Annotated in this window: 15 protein-coding genes; 3 read left to right on the top strand and 12 right to left on the bottom strand. The window is 58.1% G+C overall.

The annotated features are described in order from the left end of the window. Positions 1–202 precede the first annotated feature (202 nt). The 7 genes from O9K64_RS07815 to O9K64_RS07845 all read right to left on the bottom strand — a co-directional run bounded on the left by O9K64_RS07815 (position 203) and on the right by O9K64_RS07845 (position 6,434). The gene (locus O9K64_RS07815; protein WP_275097519.1) at positions 203–1,171 is read right to left on the bottom strand and encodes a beta-ketoacyl-ACP synthase III; all 969 of its coding nucleotides are present in this window, start codon (positions 1,169–1,171) and stop codon (positions 203–205) included. Further along, the gene (gene plsX / locus O9K64_RS07820; RefSeq protein WP_275097520.1) at positions 1,168–2,193 is read right to left on the bottom strand and encodes a phosphate acyltransferase PlsX; all 1,026 of its coding nucleotides are present in this window, start codon (positions 2,191–2,193) and stop codon (positions 1,168–1,170) included. The genes O9K64_RS07815 and plsX overlap by 4 nt, the downstream gene beginning before the upstream one ends. A 178-nt stretch (positions 2,194–2,371) precedes the next feature. Then, entirely contained in the window at positions 2,372–2,551 is a 180-nt protein-coding gene (rpmF, locus tag O9K64_RS07825; protein ID WP_260293861.1) for a 50S ribosomal protein L32, read from the bottom strand. 40 nt (positions 2,552–2,591) lie between these two features. Beyond that, on the bottom strand, positions 2,592–3,032 hold the full coding sequence (locus O9K64_RS07830) for a YceD family protein (protein WP_275097521.1): 441 nt from the start codon (positions 3,030–3,032) through the stop codon (positions 2,592–2,594). A 175-nt stretch (positions 3,033–3,207) separates the two neighbouring features. Next, entirely contained in the window at positions 3,208–4,341 is a 1,134-nt protein-coding gene (locus O9K64_RS07835; protein ID WP_275097522.1) for a sodium ion-translocating decarboxylase subunit beta, read from the bottom strand. A gap of 1 nt (position 4,342) precedes the next feature. Continuing rightward, on the bottom strand, positions 4,343–6,121 hold the full coding sequence (oadA, locus tag O9K64_RS07840) for a sodium-extruding oxaloacetate decarboxylase subunit alpha (protein ID WP_275097523.1): 1,779 nt from the start codon (positions 6,119–6,121) through the stop codon (positions 4,343–4,345). A 67-nt stretch (positions 6,122–6,188) separates the two neighbouring features. Then, positions 6,189–6,434, bottom strand: a complete 246-nt coding sequence (locus O9K64_RS07845) for an OadG family protein (RefSeq protein ID WP_275097524.1) — start codon at positions 6,432–6,434, stop codon at positions 6,189–6,191. Between the two features lie 624 nt (positions 6,435–7,058). Between O9K64_RS07845 and O9K64_RS07850 the strand changes: the two genes are divergently transcribed. Both O9K64_RS07850 and O9K64_RS07855 read left to right on the top strand, forming a co-directional pair. After that, entirely contained in the window at positions 7,059–7,673 is a 615-nt protein-coding gene (locus tag O9K64_RS07850; protein WP_275097525.1) for a Maf family protein, read from the top strand. A 39-nt stretch (positions 7,674–7,712) separates the two neighbouring features. Further along, positions 7,713–8,687, top strand: a complete 975-nt coding sequence (locus O9K64_RS07855; protein WP_275097526.1) for a PDC sensor domain-containing protein — start codon at positions 7,713–7,715, stop codon at positions 8,685–8,687. A gap of 9 nt (positions 8,688–8,696) precedes the next feature. Here the strand turns inward: O9K64_RS07855 and O9K64_RS07860 are convergent, their stop codons facing one another. From O9K64_RS07860 to O9K64_RS07875, 4 genes are all read right to left on the bottom strand, one after another. Next, the gene (locus O9K64_RS07860) at positions 8,697–9,680 is read right to left on the bottom strand and encodes a hypothetical protein (protein ID WP_275097527.1); all 984 of its coding nucleotides are present in this window, start codon (positions 9,678–9,680) and stop codon (positions 8,697–8,699) included. Next, complete coding sequence (locus O9K64_RS07865) at positions 9,677–11,125, bottom strand: adenylate/guanylate cyclase domain-containing protein (RefSeq protein WP_275097528.1); 1,449 nt, start codon at positions 11,123–11,125, stop codon at positions 9,677–9,679. The genes O9K64_RS07860 and O9K64_RS07865 overlap by 4 nt, the downstream gene beginning before the upstream one ends. A 263-nt stretch (positions 11,126–11,388) precedes the next feature. Then, on the bottom strand, positions 11,389–12,015 hold the full coding sequence (locus tag O9K64_RS07870) for an NUDIX hydrolase (RefSeq protein ID WP_275097529.1): 627 nt from the start codon (positions 12,013–12,015) through the stop codon (positions 11,389–11,391). Then, positions 12,012–13,433, bottom strand: coding sequence for a PLP-dependent aminotransferase family protein (locus O9K64_RS07875; RefSeq protein WP_275097530.1), 1,422 nt, complete (start codon positions 13,431–13,433; stop codon positions 12,012–12,014). The genes O9K64_RS07870 and O9K64_RS07875 overlap by 4 nt, the downstream gene beginning before the upstream one ends. A gap of 149 nt (positions 13,434–13,582) precedes the next feature. Between O9K64_RS07875 and O9K64_RS07880 the strand changes: the two genes are divergently transcribed. Continuing rightward, positions 13,583–13,786 (top strand): DUF1127 domain-containing protein, encoded by a 204-nt coding sequence (locus tag O9K64_RS07880; protein ID WP_275097531.1) that lies wholly within the window; start codon positions 13,583–13,585, stop codon positions 13,784–13,786. Positions 13,787–14,013: 227 nt separating this feature from the next. Here O9K64_RS07880 and O9K64_RS07885 read toward each other — a convergent pair whose 3' ends face one another. Continuing rightward, a complete protein-coding gene (locus tag O9K64_RS07885; RefSeq protein ID WP_275097532.1) occupies positions 14,014–14,391 on the bottom strand; it encodes a hypothetical protein in 378 nt (125 codons plus the stop codon). Positions 14,392–14,445 lie beyond the last annotated feature (54 nt).

A 14,445-nucleotide genomic window follows, 5' to 3' on the forward strand; every position in this document is an offset into this window, starting at 1 on the left:
CTCTATCTCCAAACGTACTGTACCGAATTATTCCCGCAGAGACGCACCGCTCGCAAAGGCTCAAAAACACGACCTACCGAACAGCTGGCAGCCTAACGCCCTTCGCAGCGCCTGCCGCGACGTTGCGGCATTATATCCGTGTTTTACTTTGCGTTCCTTAACGTCTTGGCGAGCGATTTATGGAAAGATCAGGTTAGATCAGTTAAAACCTTGCCAGTACCGAGCCCCAGGTAAAACCACCACCGAAGGCCTCCATCAGCAGGGTTTCCCCTTTTTTGATTCTTCCATCGCGCACGGCGACATCCAGTGCCATTGGCACGGAGGCCGCGGAGGTATTGCCATGTTCATGGACCGTGACGACGACCTGCTCCATGGGCATGCGCAGTTTGCGTGCCGTGGCCTGAATGATGCGGATATTGGCCTGGTGCGGGATCAGCCAGTTCACATCCGATTTCCGCATACCGTTTTTTTCCAGGGTTTCGTCAACGATGCGGCCCAGGGTGTTCACCGCCATCTTGAACACCTCGTTGCCTTTCATCTCGACAAAGGCGGCATTTTGCCTGACCACGTCATAGCCTTTGGAAACGCCTTCCGGGACTTGCAGCAGATTGGCATAATCACCATCCGCATGCAGGTGGGTGGAGAGGATGCCCGGCTCGTCACTCTTCTCGATGACCACCGCTCCGGCACCGTCACCGAACAGGATGCAGGTGCCGCGGTCCTGCCAGTTGAGGATACGTGAAAAGGTCTCGGCGCCGATTACCAGTGCGCAGGTGGCATTGCCCGCACGGATAAAGTTGTCCGCCACACCCAGGGCGTAAATAAACCCGGTACAGACGGCCTGCACGTCAAAGGCGGCACAACCGTGGATATCCAGCCGGCTCTGCAGCAGACAGGCGGTGCTGGGGAATATCTGATCCGGCGTGGTGGTCGCGACCACAATCAGGTCGATGTCCGCGATGGATTTTCCCGAGGCGGCTATGGCATTGCGTGCCGCATGTTCGGCCAGATCGCAGGTAGTTTCGCCATCGGCCGCAATATGCCGTTTATGTATCCCGGTGCGTTCCCTGATCCACTGGTCGGATGTGTCGACCATCTGCGCCAGGTCGTCATTGGTCAGTACCTTCTCCGGCAGATAACTGCCTGTTCCGATAATGCGGGAATAGGTCACACGCTTGCCCTTTTTTCAAGTTGACATTCGACCCCATGGGCTATGCGCTCCGGGACGTTGTTGTGGACTGCCTTCTTGGCCATTTGGATGGCATTCTCGAAAGCCAGTACATCGGCTCCGCCGTGACTCTTGATCACGATGCCGCGCAGACCCAGGAGACTGGCCCCGTTATACCGGCGCGGGTCGATCTTTTTGCGGAAGCCGTTGATGACCGGTATGGCCAGAAAGCCGGCCAGTTTGGTGAATATATTACGTTTAAAGCCGCTTTTCAGGTAATAGGCTATCATTTTGGCGACGCCTTCCGCGCTTTTCAATGCAATGTTTCCGACAAACCCATCGGTCACTACCACATCGACTTCACCAGTATAGACACCGTCGCCCTCGATATATCCAATATAATTGAGTGAACTGTTGCTCAACAGCTCATGCGCCCGCTTTACCTGGTCATTGCCCTTGATCTCCTCCTGGCCGATATTCAACAGCCCAATGCGTGGGTTGGGGATATCCTCATCGACCGAGGCAACGAGTTCACTTCCCATCACGGCAAACTGAAACAGGTGATCGGAACTGCTCTCGACATTCGCCCCCAAGTCCAACACCCAGGTGTGTCCGGTCATTGAGGGCAGCGCGGTAATAATGGCCGGACGATCCACATTGGGAAGCATCTTCAGAACGAATCGGGCAATCGCCATCAGGGCGCCGGTGTTCCCGGCACTGACACAGGCGTGAGCCTGCCCCTCTTTGACCAGATTGATGGCGACACGCATGGAAGAGTCCTTTTTCCCGCGCAGCGCCTTGGAGGGCAGTTCGTCCATGCCGACCTCTTCCGAGGCGGCTATGATGCGCAGCCGTGCGTCAGGTTGCCGTCCCCCCAGGTGTTCTTTTATCGCCGCTTCCTGTCCGACCAGGATCAGGTCAACATCCTGATCCCGCTTCAGAAAATCGAGGGCGGCAGGTACCACCACGGAAGGGCCGAAATCCCCACCCATCGCATCCAAGGCTATGCTAATCCGATCGCTCAACTACATCTCCTCGGGAGGTCAGGGTCGGCGAGAGAGCAAACCCGTGGCCCGGGAACGGACTGCGGTCGCTTGTTCATTTCCGGACCCTTGAACTGCTTTTGCGGACGCAAAAAAGCACAACCGTCCCAAAAGGACGGTTGTGATGAACCACTATCATACTGCCCACGGTAATGAGGGTTTATTCGCCCTTACCGCTGACAACCTTGCGGCCGCGGTAGAAACCGTCAGGAGAGACGTGGTGGCGAAGATGGGTCTCACCAGAGGTTGGATCGATGGAGAGGGTTTCGCCCCGCAGTGCATCGTGCGAACGACGCATACCACGTTTGGAAGGAGTTTTTCTGTTCTGCTGGACCGCCATGGTTCAAGCTCCTGATTTACAATAAGCAATTAAATTTAAACTATTTATCAGACTTGAATCCGGCCAGTACGGCAAATGGATTCGGCTTGTCTGATGCATCATCTTCCTGTTCCTGATCCGCTGTCTCTCCATTGACCGGATTCACACTAGCAACCCCGCAAGCATCAGGTTCATGTCTCGGCACCTGGGGGATGGCCAGTATCAACTCGTCCTCCACCAGGTCCAACAGTCGCAATGTCTCCTCTTCGACCCAAACCGGATCGCAGGATTCCGGCAGGCTCTCCGCCTCTTCCGGCACCTGAATGACGGCCAGGTCGAGTTCCGCCTTGACCGGGAAGATCATTGCGCCCAGGCAGCGCTGGCACTCCAGTACCAGATCAGCCTGAACCTGTCCTTTTATTCGCGTCCGTTTCCGGTTGTCCCGATAGAACTCCAGATTGAACTTGGCGATACCCACGGGATCCATGAGTGCCTCGCTCAAACGGGGAAATCCACCCAGTTCCACCGTCCCGGAAAACCCTGCTCCCTGGTTCGCAAGGCGCCGGGGATCTATGAATTCAGGAAGTCGCGACGACATAAGCGCGCAATGATATTACGGGACTCGGGAAACGTCAAAAAAATAACGTGCGTTCACCATCTTGGTGGGCTGCGACCGATCAGTTTCCTACCACCGCCAGCAATACCCCGGCGGCGACCGCAGAGCCGATCACACCCGCCACATTCGGCCCCATGGCATGCATGAGCAGGAAATTGTGGTGATTGCTCTCCAGGCCGACCTTATTCACCACGCGCGCTGCCATGGGCACGGCGGATACCCCGGCAGCACCGATCAGTGGATTGACCCTTCCGCCACTGATCTTGCACATCACTTTCCCCATCAGAACGCCCGCGGCGGTACCGATACAGAAGGCGATGGCGCCCAGGGCCAGGATACCCAGGGTCTCGAGGGTGAGAAACTTATCCGCCGACAGCTTGGATCCGACGGCCAGGCCGAGAAAAATCGTGACGATGTTGATGATCTCATTCTGGGCCGCGCGGCTCAGCCGGTCCACCACACCCGCCTCTTTCAGGAGGTTGCCGAACATCAGCATGCCGATCAGGGGTGCGGCAGAGGGCAGGAACAGGATACACAGCAGCAGGACGGTGAAGGGAAACAGTATCTTCTCCAGCCGGCTGACGGGGCGCAGCTGGGACATGACGATATTCCGCTCTTTTTCAGTGGTGAGCAGGCGCATGATGGGGGGCTGAATGATCGGGACCAACGCCATATAGGAGTAGGCCGCTACCGCGATTGCACCCAGCAGGTCCGGCGCCAGCCGTGAGGCCAGGAAGATGGCGGTCGGCCCGTCGGCGCCGCCGATGATGGCGATCGCCGAGGCATCCGCCAGGCTGAAATCGAAGCCGGGGATCAGGTTCAGGGTCAACGCGCCGATCAGGGTGGCGAAGATGCCGAACTGGGCCGCGGCCCCCAGGAACAGCGTGCTGGGCATGGCGATCAGCGCGCCGAAATCGGTCAAGGCGCCCACCCCCATGAAGATCAGCAGGGGAAACACCCCGGTCTCGATGCCGATGCTATAGATATAGTATAAGAGCCCGCCCGCCTGGGCGATGCCCGCCTCGGGGATATTGCTCAGGATCGCGCCAAAGCCGATCGGCAACAGCAGCAGCGGCTCAAATTTCCGGGCGACGGCCAGGTAGATCAACAGACAGCCGACCAGCATCATCAACAGCTGGCCCCAGGTCATATTGGCAATCCCCATGGATTGCCAGAGTGCTTCAGCGCCGTTCATGTCAGCAGAGGATCACAAGTGGATCACCCACCTGGACCGCCTCTCCCTCCTTGGCGACGATGGATTCCACGGTCCCGCCCCGGGTCGCCCGCACCTCGGTCTCCATCTTCATCGCCTCCATGATCACGATCACGTCGCCCGCATTGATCTGCTGGCCCAGCGTCACCTTGACCTTGAAGATATTGCCCGCCAGCGGTGCCGGTATCGCCTCGCCGGTGGTGGCAGCGGCGGTTGTGGGTGCCGGCTGCTGAACCACCTGCTGAATCTCGCCGCCCGCCGAAACCGTCACGCTGTAGGGCTTGCCGTTGACCGTCACGGTATAGGATTCCGGGTCTTGTGCAGCGGGCAGTGAGGGAGCCGGGGCGGTCGCGGGCGGTTGCTGCGCGATCTGCGGGGCCAGTTCGAAGGCATCCGGGTTGTTGCGGTTTTCCAGGAACTTGAGGCCGATCTGTGGGAACAGCGCATAGATCAGCACATCCTCGACCAGGTTCTCGGCAACCGTTATGCCCTTCTCCGCGGCAAGAGCCTGATACTCCCGGGTCAATTTTTCCATCTCCGGTTCCAGCAGATCGGCGGGACGACAGTGGATCGGCTCCGCCCCCTCAAGCACCCTCGCCTGCAGTTCACTGTCGACAGGTGCCGGCGTGGCGCCGTACTCGCCCTTAAGGACCCCGGCGGTCTCTTTGGTAATGCATTTATAGCGCTCACCATTGAGCACGTTGAGCACCGACTGGGTACCGACGATCTGTGAGGTGGGGGTTACCAGGGGGATATAACCCAGATCTTTACGAACCTGGGGAATCTCTTCCAATACCGCATCCAGGCGGTCTGTGGCGCCCTGCTCCTTGAGCTGATTCTCCATATTGGTGAGCATGCCCCCGGGAACCTGGGCAACCAGGATACGGGAATCCACCCCCTTCAACGAGCCCTCGAAGCCGGCGTACTTCTTGCGGACTTCACGGAAATAGGCGGCAATCTCTTCCAGCAGGTGAATGTCGAGCCCGGTATCCCGTGGCGTATCGTGGAGAATGGAGACCACCGATTCGGTGGGCGAGTGCCCGTAGGTCATGCTCATGGAGGAGATCGAGGTGTCCACCATGTCGACGCCGGCCTCCGCGGCCTTGACGATGGTGGAGGTACTGAGCCCGGTGGTGGCGTGACAGTGCAGCGCGATAGGCAGATCGACGGCTTCACGCATCCGGGTGATCAGATCGTAGGCGACATAGGGTTTCAGCAGGCCTGCCATATCCTTAATACAGATGGAGTTGGCCCCCATGGCCTCCAGGCCCTTGGCCATGTCCAGCCAGTACTCGGTATCGTGCACCGGGCTTACCGTGTAGGAGATGGCCCCCTGTGCATGCTTGCCCACTTTCAGCGTCGCCTTGATGGCGGTTTCCAGGTTGCGCAGGTCGTTCATGGCATCAAAGATGCGGAAGATGTCCATGCCGTTGGCGGCCGCGCGCTCGACAAACCGCTCCACCACGTCATCCGCATAATGCCGGTAACCGAGGATGTTCTGTGCCCTGAACAGCATCTGCTGCGGGGTATTCGGCATGGCCTGCTTCAGCAGCCGCAGCCGCTCCCAGGGGTCCTCGCCCAGAAAACGGATACAGGAATCGAAAGTGGCACCACCCCAGGTCTCCAGCGACCAGAAGCCCACCTGATCCAGTTTGGCCGCGATGGGCAGCATATCTTCAATCCGCAGTCTGGTGGCGAACAGTGATTGATGGGCGTCGCGCAGAACGACGTCGGTAATGCCGAGCTTGGTGTTATGGGTCATAGGGATTTACTTAACCAGACAGTGATGCGTAAAGAAGCGGCCTTCGGGTACGGCTTAAAGGCGGCTGCTAGGGTTTGCTTCGATAACGGCTGATTGCTGCGGAGATCACCGCGATGATCTCCGCGTTCTCTTTGTCGATCGGTGATGATCCAGGCTGACGTGAGTTCTGGTAGGCGTCAACTTCTGCGAAGGGCGCAACCAGACGTGAAACCCCGTTCATTGCAAGCACCAGAACGGTCAAAAAGAGAAACACGCTGCCCATGCCCAGTAGCATGAGATTAACTCCCTCAACCAGCAGATCGGATACGTGCATGTGGTCAGCCCCTTCGTCCCGCTTCTCTGTCCGTGGAGTTACAGTGTGACGATTTAACATTAGCAATGACTTAATTCGGGCTGCATTTCTATGGGATGCAGGGGCCTCTTGTCAAGTCTATGTGAAACATGTGGTTTTATAACTCATTGATAATAAATATGTATATCCTTAATAGATGTTAAGTATTGATAATTTCAATGCTTTTTTTTAATGTATCTATGTGTTTTAAAAATGTCAAGACATTGCAATATAGTGGTAGCATTGCAAATATTTTTACACCAATTATCCGCACATTTCCTGCACTGCCAAGGGGTTATTTGGTAGCATTGTCCGATATCCAGCAGCCAGCCATTAGTACTCTGTCAGGATGATATTGACGTATTCAGTTGGCCTGTCCGCGTTCCTGGCAAGGCGCGGCTCGCAGCGAATGGCCCGGTCCTTTGCAAGAGCCGCAACGCGGCCAGGGGCGCGGACAGGCCAACCCGAAGGGCGCCCCTGTGGTGTCCCGCCGCCGCGTTGCGTCGCTTGACAAGGACCGGGCATTGCCTGCACGACGCGCCTTGCGGCAAAACACCACAGGGGCGCTGAACTAGTCAATATCATCCTGACAGAGTATTGGAACGCATGAACAACAGTAATATTTCCGCGGAGAGTTCGGCACAGCCCCGCATCGTACTCGGATCAACCTCCCCTTTTCGACGCGCCCTGCTGGAGAAACTCGGCCTCTCTTTCGACGTTGATTCGCCTGAGGTCGATGAGCGTCCGCTGGAAAATGAAACCCCGGAGCAGTTGGTGACTCGTCTGGCGAGGGCCAAGGCGGCGGCGGTGGCCGAGCGGCATCCCGCAGCACTGGTGATCGGCTCGGATCAGGTGGCCTGTATTGATCAGCGGATACTCGGCAAACCGGGCAATCGCGACAATGCCATCCGCCAACTTGCGCGGGCCTCGGGGAGACAGGTGACCTTTTATACCGGTCTCTGCCTGATCAACGGCACCACCGGCACGACGCAGGTTGCCTGCGAACCCTACCATGTCCATTTCCGGAACCTTGACCGGCAGCAGATCGAACGATATCTCGATGCGGAAACACCCTACAACTGCGCCGGCAGTTTCAAGTCCGAAGGGCTGGGTATCTCCCTGTTCCGACGCCTGGAGGGGGATGATCCGAATGCGCTGATCGGACTGCCGCTTATCCGGCTGATCGCCTTCCTGGATGCCGAGGGGATCAAGGTCCCCTGAGCATGCCGTAATAACTCCCTTTTGTCGCTGGCAGCAGTTATGAACAGCCCCATACAGAGAAGCATCAGCAAGCAGCGGCGCGCCCTCGGCACGCTGATCCGGCCTATCCTGGGGCGCATTGCCGGGGCCTGCAGCGCCGTCTGGCCCGATCGGGAGGCGCTTGACGAGGTACTCGCGACCCATCTCGCCGAGCTGCCTTACTGCGCCTATATCTACGCCCTGGGGACCGACGCGATCCAGCTATCGGACAATATCAACGGCAGCGGCCGTCTTCCCGAGCACTTCGGCCGCGACCGCTCCAGCCGCCCTTACCTCAATAGCGTCTACCCGGCGGTCGATTACAATCTCTCCGAGGCCTATATCAGCCTGCTTTCCGGCCGGCCCAGTATAACCGCCATTCAACTGGTCAGGCGGGATGGTCGCGTGATCGGGTTACTCGGTGCCGATTTCGACCTGCGCGATCTGCCGCTGACCCAACAGCTGTATGAGGAGCCGGATCAATGGCGGCAGATGAAGGGGGACCCCTCGATCCGCGGGCTGCTGTTTCAGCAGACCCGGATCAAAAGCGTCCTGGACAGCCATATCGATGAAGTCATGTCCATCATGGAGGAGCTGATCGCCCAGCGTGGCGTGTTTCACGGAAAGCTCCACTTCTCCAGCAGCCGGGCCACCCTGTGGCTGGTGGATGATCCCTATCGCTACCGCATCCTGGAGGTTGAGGACCTGATCGACCCGGATATCTGTCTGGCCTACCCGGTCCGCCCCTATTCATCCAGTGCGGTCTTGCCGCAAGACAGGATCAAACCGATCCTGGAGGGCTTCAAGAAATTGCGCCTGGCGGATGAGACGGTGTATCTGCGCTCCGGATCCATCAATATCTTTAACGGACTGGTCGGTCTCAATTTCTCATGCGACGGTTCGCACTACATCCCCTGGAGTGAATTTCTCAATCCCGGCAGCGCCTTCTGGTCGGGTGATATCGGTTCGACCAATCGCCCGGCGGTGGATGCCTGATCCGGTGGGTCAGGGATTCTCCCGGATCTCCTGCAGCCGTTCCAATATCTTCGTGGCGCGCTCTAGGCGGGCCGCTACATCCTGCCGCCCCATGTCCAGTTTTTCCGCCGACTCCCAGACGACAACGGCCTGTTCGATCTGCTGATCGCGGTAGAGCGCATCACCGTATACAATCAGTTTCATCACCCGCTTATCGCGTAACCGGGTCACCTGTTCCAGCAATGCCTTCCCCTCCTCATCCTCCGGCACCAACTCTAGCAGCCGCTTCAGTGAGACAATGGAATCGGCGATGGCATCGTCGGCCAGTTGCGACCGCGCCTGCAGCAGCAGGCGTTCACGCTGTTGTGCAGTGTTGCGTTTCTCCTGCACCGCCTGCTGCAGCAGGCGTTCACGCTGTTGCGCGGTGTTGCGTTTCTTCTGCACCGCCTGCTGTGTGCGTTCGGTACGTTTTTGCTCGGCATGCGCCTGCTCGATCTTCCCCAGCAGATGCTTGCTCTCCTGGGTCGGCTTGATCTGTTCCGCCAGCGTGGTACAGGCCTCTGCCAGTAGTTGATCGAGGTGCAGATGCACCGAACCGCAGGCGATCAACCCGGCCACTTTGGATTCCAGCAGATTTTTCCAGAACAACAGACGGGACTTGGTGATGTAGTTATTCGGATCGATCACGGCCAGCTCCTCCAGATAGGGGATCTTGTGCTGCAGGGCGCGTGTCTCCTGGACCAGAATCCAGTCTTCCTTGTTGCGTTTCCGAATTTCCCAGTCACGCATGATTTCCGATCGTAACTCGGCAATCTGAAGCGCCTCGGGGTATTGCTTTACCCCCTCGTTCAGCAGCGCCAGCGCCTCATGCCACTGTTCCTGTTGGTGCAGGGTTCTGGCCTGGTTGATCATCACCGATGGGGGTGCCGTGTTTGCCGCAGGGGGGGCTTTTGTTGAAATGGCGCTGCAGGCGGTGAGCAGGATAATGAATGGAAGAATCGATAGAATCCTCACGAAACCGCCTCCATCGGCAGTATTTTATCCAGGCTTTCCTGAAGTCGGGATTCGGCGATAAATGATTCGCTATCAATGAGGTAAGTCGTGACCGACTGGCGGCGCCCCTTTACCTTGACGGTATTTTGCGGGATGGTTTTCACCAAAGACCCGATGCCCGGCTGAGCCAGGGTCGCCTTGGTTACCAGAATCTGGCCGGGGGTGCAGATATCACAAATGCGCGCCGTCAGATTCACCGTATCACCCACCACCGTATACTGCATGCGCTCAACACTTCCCAGGTTTCCCGCCAGCATCTGCCCACTGTTGATACCGATCTTGAACTGCACCAGCGGCAAGCCTTGTTTTTCCCGCTGGTGATTGATGCGGATGGCGATCTCCTGAATCAGCACGCCGCAGGTGACGGCGTGCAGGCCATGTGACCCATCCGCTTCGGGCACGCCGAAGAGGATCATGATGCAGTCACCGATAAATTTATCCACCGTGCCGTTGCAGCTGTCCGCGGCGATGGAAAAGTAGTTGAAGTACTGATTCAGCAGCCCCCCCACCTCCTGAGGCGACAGGTACTCCGACAATTCGGTAAAACCGACCACATCGCAGAACAGGACGCTGCCCTCCTTGGTGATGCCGCCCAGTTCGCTGCCCTCGGGCCGGTTCAGCACCTGGTGCGCGATGGTGGGCGAAAGAAAACGTGAAAACGCCTGTTCCACCTCGCGCTTCTTCTCCATGCCCTCCGCCATGCGCTGAAAGGCATCGAGTACCCGGCCAATCTCATCCTTGCGCCCGATGGTGATGGGGGTTCGGGTATCGCCGCTGTCGATGGCCTCGCCCACCCTGACCAGCTGATAAATCGGCCGGCAGAGTCGATGGGACAGGGGAAATGAGAGCAGCACGCCGATCAGTATCAGACTCATGGTGGTGGTGATGAGGGCGCCGGTCAGCGCGTTGAGCTGCTGCTTCAGTGGCCCCTGATCGATGCTGACCACAGCGTATCCGGTGGTGACATCCTTGAACTTGATAGTGCTGAAAAACGAGACCGCATTGACATAAGGCGTATGCCAGGGCAGTTGGCGTTTGCTATCGTCATGCTTCACCAGTGCCAGGATATCGCCAATCGGCGCGATGCCGGCACTTGCCTTGAGCACTCCGTTGAGGTCAAACACCTGCATACCAATAATCAGGGCGTTCTTCTCCTGCTGACTGACCAGTACCAGGAGACTGAGATCATCGCCGGCAAGCAGCGGTTCGCCGGCGGCGAAAGCCAACTGATCGACCACGACCCCACCCAGAATATCATTCTGCTGGAGGTAGGTAGCGGTCTGTTGATTGATCAGAAACCAGCCGAGCAATCCCATCACCAGCGAAACGAAGCAGGCGATAACCACCGACCACTTGAGGGCAAGCGGCAGTGATGAGTATTCAAGCCATCGGGTCAGTTTTTTCATTCTTGAGCGCCAGTGCGCGGTGAACCGGGGTTTAACCAGCCGGGCAATTTTAGCACGTCTGAGTAACCGAAATGGAGCCCCGTTTCCGGAAGCCCCGTATTTTAGGGCTCGCGCAAGAATAATTTCGTAGTACCGAGGGCGTTACTGGGCCACGCCGGCAAGGCACGCTTTGCAGGCAATGGCTGTTCCCTTGCCAAAAAGCGTAACGCCGGCGGAGGGGGCCAGTGGCGACCGAATACCGGAACTTATTTTTGCGCGAGCCCTTACCGCCGGTCAGCCAGCAGACCGATCAGATTGAGCAGGCTGACGGTCAATTTGGCCGTAATCCCCCACAGCAGTTCGCCTTCATAACGCTGGAAATGAATCACCTGTACGCCGGCATCGCCCATTTTCAATGTTCGCCAGCTCACCTGATGATTGGCCGGGTCCGCCAGCCAGGCAACCGGAATACTGAAAACCCGGCTGACTTCACGGCTGTCCGGCACCAGGGGCACCGGCCAATTGATCTCTGCCACTACCGGTGTCACCAGGTAATTGCTAATGGTGCGATAGGACTTCAGATTCCCCAGTATGGAGACATGTGCCGGATCCAACCCGATCTCTTCCTGGGCCTCGCGCAAGGCGGCATCGTGGGCATCCCGATCGACCGCGTCCAGCTTCCCCCCAGGGAAGGCCACCTGCCCGCTGTGGCGGTCCAGTTCGTGTTCGGCACGCCGGATATACAGCACCCGCCATCCATCGACATCCCTGAATAGCGGCATCAGCACCGACGCCGGTTCGGGCGGCGTGCTGAAGTAGCCGTCCGGATACCGCACCGGCTCGGGCAACTGGTGCCCTTTGTCGGCAAGTATCCTGGAGATACTCGTGCAATCCAACTCGAACTGACTCATGCCGATTGATCCATCGCTGCCGCTATCCCACCTAACAGTTTAACCCCCTTCTCGATTTTTGCCGTAGGACAATCGGCATAATTCAACCGGATGTGGTGGTTATATTTGCCGGTACTGGAGAACAGTTCGCCCGGCGCCACTCCGATGCCCTGTTCCATCGCGGCCGTGGTCAGCGCCATGGAGTTGACCGTCTCCGGCAACTCGACCCAGAGCAGGTATCCCCCCTGGGGATTGGAGACACGGGTGCCGTCGGGAAAATAGCGGGTGATCCACTCCAGCAGGTAATCCCGCCCCCTTTGGTACACCGCGCGAACCTTCTTCAGGTGGCGGTCATAGCCGCCCCGGGAGATAAAGTCGGCCACCGCCAGTTGCGGCAGGGTGGCCGAGCTCATGCTGGAGATGTATTTCATGTGCATGACACCGCTGGCGTAGCGCCCCGGTGCCACCCAGCCCACCCGCAGGCCCGGCGCCAGGGTCTTGGAGAAGGAGGAGCAGAGGATGACCCGGCCCGCTTTGTCGAACGATTTCAGGGTCCGCGGCCGTGGGGTTTCATAGCCCAGATCCCCATAGATGTCATCTTCGATGAGTGGCATATCGAAGCGCGCCAGCAACTCGACCAGCTTGGCCTTGCGTTCATCCGGCATGGTGTAGCCCAGCGGATTGTTGAAGGTGGGGGTGATGAGGCAGGCCTTTACCGGCCACTGTTCCAGCGCCAGTTCCATCGCCTCCAGGCTGATGCCCTGCTCCGGATGGGTCGGCAGTTCCAGCACTTTCAGGCCGCACGCCTCAATTGCCTGCAGCGAACCATAAAAGCTCGGGGAATCGACAATCACCGTATCCCCCGGCTGGGTCAATGCCCGCAGACTGCTGGCCAGCGCCTCCTGGCAACCCGAGGTGATGATCACCTCGTCGGCGGAGAGATTGCAGCCGGAGTCCACGGCAAGGCGGGTGATCTGCTTGCGCAGCTCATCGCAGCCGAAAATATAGTCATAGGAGAGTCCCCTCAGCTCGCCGCGCCGCGTCAGCGCGGCGAGTGAGCGCTGCAACGGCTTCAGGGTGCCGAGTGAGAGATTGGGTACCGCCCGCCCCAAATAGAGCGCATCGGCGGTTTCCGTCTGATAGAGCACATGAAACACCTTGGCCCAGGTGCTGGTCTCCTTGGGGCGTGCCGAATAGGCCTGGGTCACCGGCAGATCGAGCAGGCGCTGCTGTTGCTGGGTGACGAAATGCCCCGACTTTGGCCGAACCTCGGTGATACCCCGCTGTTCCAGCAGAAGATAGGCCTCTTGCACGGTGGAGATGCTCACACCCAACTGCCCGCTAAGGTGGCGGACCGAGGGCAGCCGATCACCCGTCTTATAGATTCCACGGGCAATCTGTTCACTCAGTGTTTGCGCTACCTGTTCATATTTTTTCATATTAACCAGTACAGATGAGCCCTGTTGGATGCCTTACAGATGGATAAAACAGAAAACTGTAACGCAATAGATATCAGTATTGTGAATCTGTAACGGTTACAGAATAACGCATAAACTGTCTCTCATCAAACCACCAGGGGGGCAGTTCAATGGAAATCATCTTACGCAAGCTCATGGTTCAGCGGCAGAGCAGCCGCCCCCGCTACCGGTTGAGTGAGCTGATCACCCTCTGGTACCAGCGGCAACGGCAGCGCCGCGCACTGCTGCAATTGAATGATCGCATGTTGAGCGATATCGGCATTAGTCGTTGCGATGCCGAACAGGAGGCGACCAAGCCCTTCTGGAAGGCGTGACCCATCGCCCGCCCGCCAACGGCAGGCGGGCCTTACCGGGCGATCGGGTTACTGCTGCTTTGAGGTAACTACTCACGGGTTGATTGGCCTGCCTTGCCTCCTCGAATCCGACCCCATTTTCAGCACCTGCCCGAACTCGCTTCGCTCAAACAAGGGCAGGCTTGAATCTGAAAAAGGGGCTGGATTCGAGACGCCATCAAGATCGGCCAACAAGGCAGGCCAATCACTTACAGACCGGGTGAGTTGTTACATTTTGAGACGGTGATCTGCATACCCTGCATGCGCAGGGCGACCATGACCGCCCGGGCCTGGGCCTGGTCAAGCTGCACCCGTTTCAGGCTTTTGAAGATGTTCAACTGGTCCAGATAGAGCTGTTCGATCTGCGGTTCGCAGCCCAGGCCGCGCAGGACCAACCCGATAGTTTCCGCCACCTGCATATAGCTGGAGTCGACAAAGTAGATGGCGTTGCGTTCGGGGGCGTAGTGAACGCGATCCAGGCAGAGATTGAAGAAAATATTCGCCTCCCCCTCCGAGGCCGGCGAGCTCACCTTGCGGTGGCTTTTGCAGAGGGTCTTGGCGCAATTGGAGTCAACGGGGCCGATCATAGGATTTTTGCTGGCTATCTCTGGTGTTTGGGCCTGGGGCTCGCACACCCGATA

The sequence above is a fragment of the Sedimenticola hydrogenitrophicus genome (assembly GCF_029017505.1).
Taxonomy (GTDB): Bacteria; Pseudomonadota; Gammaproteobacteria; order Chromatiales; family Chromatiaceae; genus Sedimenticola; species Sedimenticola hydrogenitrophicus_A.

Excerpts from the sequence above, each read along its gene's own strand:
- rpmF (WP_260293861.1), bottom strand. The coding sequence starts at position 2,551 with ATGGCGGTCCAGCAGAACAGAAAAACTCCTTCCAAACGTGGTATGCGT.
- O9K64_RS07835 (WP_275097522.1), bottom strand. The coding sequence starts at position 4,341 with ATGAACGGCGCTGAAGCACTCTGGCAATCCATGGGGATTGCCAATATG.
- oadA (WP_275097523.1), bottom strand. The coding sequence starts at position 6,121 with ATGACCCATAACACCAAGCTCGGCATTACCGACGTCGTTCTGCGCGAC.
- O9K64_RS07845 (WP_275097524.1), bottom strand. The coding sequence starts at position 6,434 with ATGCACGTATCCGATCTGCTGGTTGAGGGAGTTAATCTCATGCTACTG.
- O9K64_RS07850 (WP_275097525.1), top strand. The coding sequence starts at position 7,059 with ATGAACAACAGTAATATTTCCGCGGAGAGTTCGGCACAGCCCCGCATC.
- O9K64_RS07855 (WP_275097526.1), top strand. The coding sequence starts at position 7,713 with ATGAACAGCCCCATACAGAGAAGCATCAGCAAGCAGCGGCGCGCCCTC.
- O9K64_RS07865 (WP_275097528.1), bottom strand. The coding sequence starts at position 11,125 with ATGAAAAAACTGACCCGATGGCTTGAATACTCATCACTGCCGCTTGCC.
- O9K64_RS07870 (WP_275097529.1), bottom strand. The coding sequence starts at position 12,015 with ATGAGTCAGTTCGAGTTGGATTGCACGAGTATCTCCAGGATACTTGCC.
- O9K64_RS07875 (WP_275097530.1), bottom strand. The coding sequence starts at position 13,433 with ATGAAAAAATATGAACAGGTAGCGCAAACACTGAGTGAACAGATTGCC.
- O9K64_RS07880 (WP_275097531.1), top strand. The coding sequence starts at position 13,583 with ATGGAAATCATCTTACGCAAGCTCATGGTTCAGCGGCAGAGCAGCCGC.
- O9K64_RS07885 (WP_275097532.1), bottom strand. The coding sequence starts at position 14,391 with ATGATCGGCCCCGTTGACTCCAATTGCGCCAAGACCCTCTGCAAAAGC.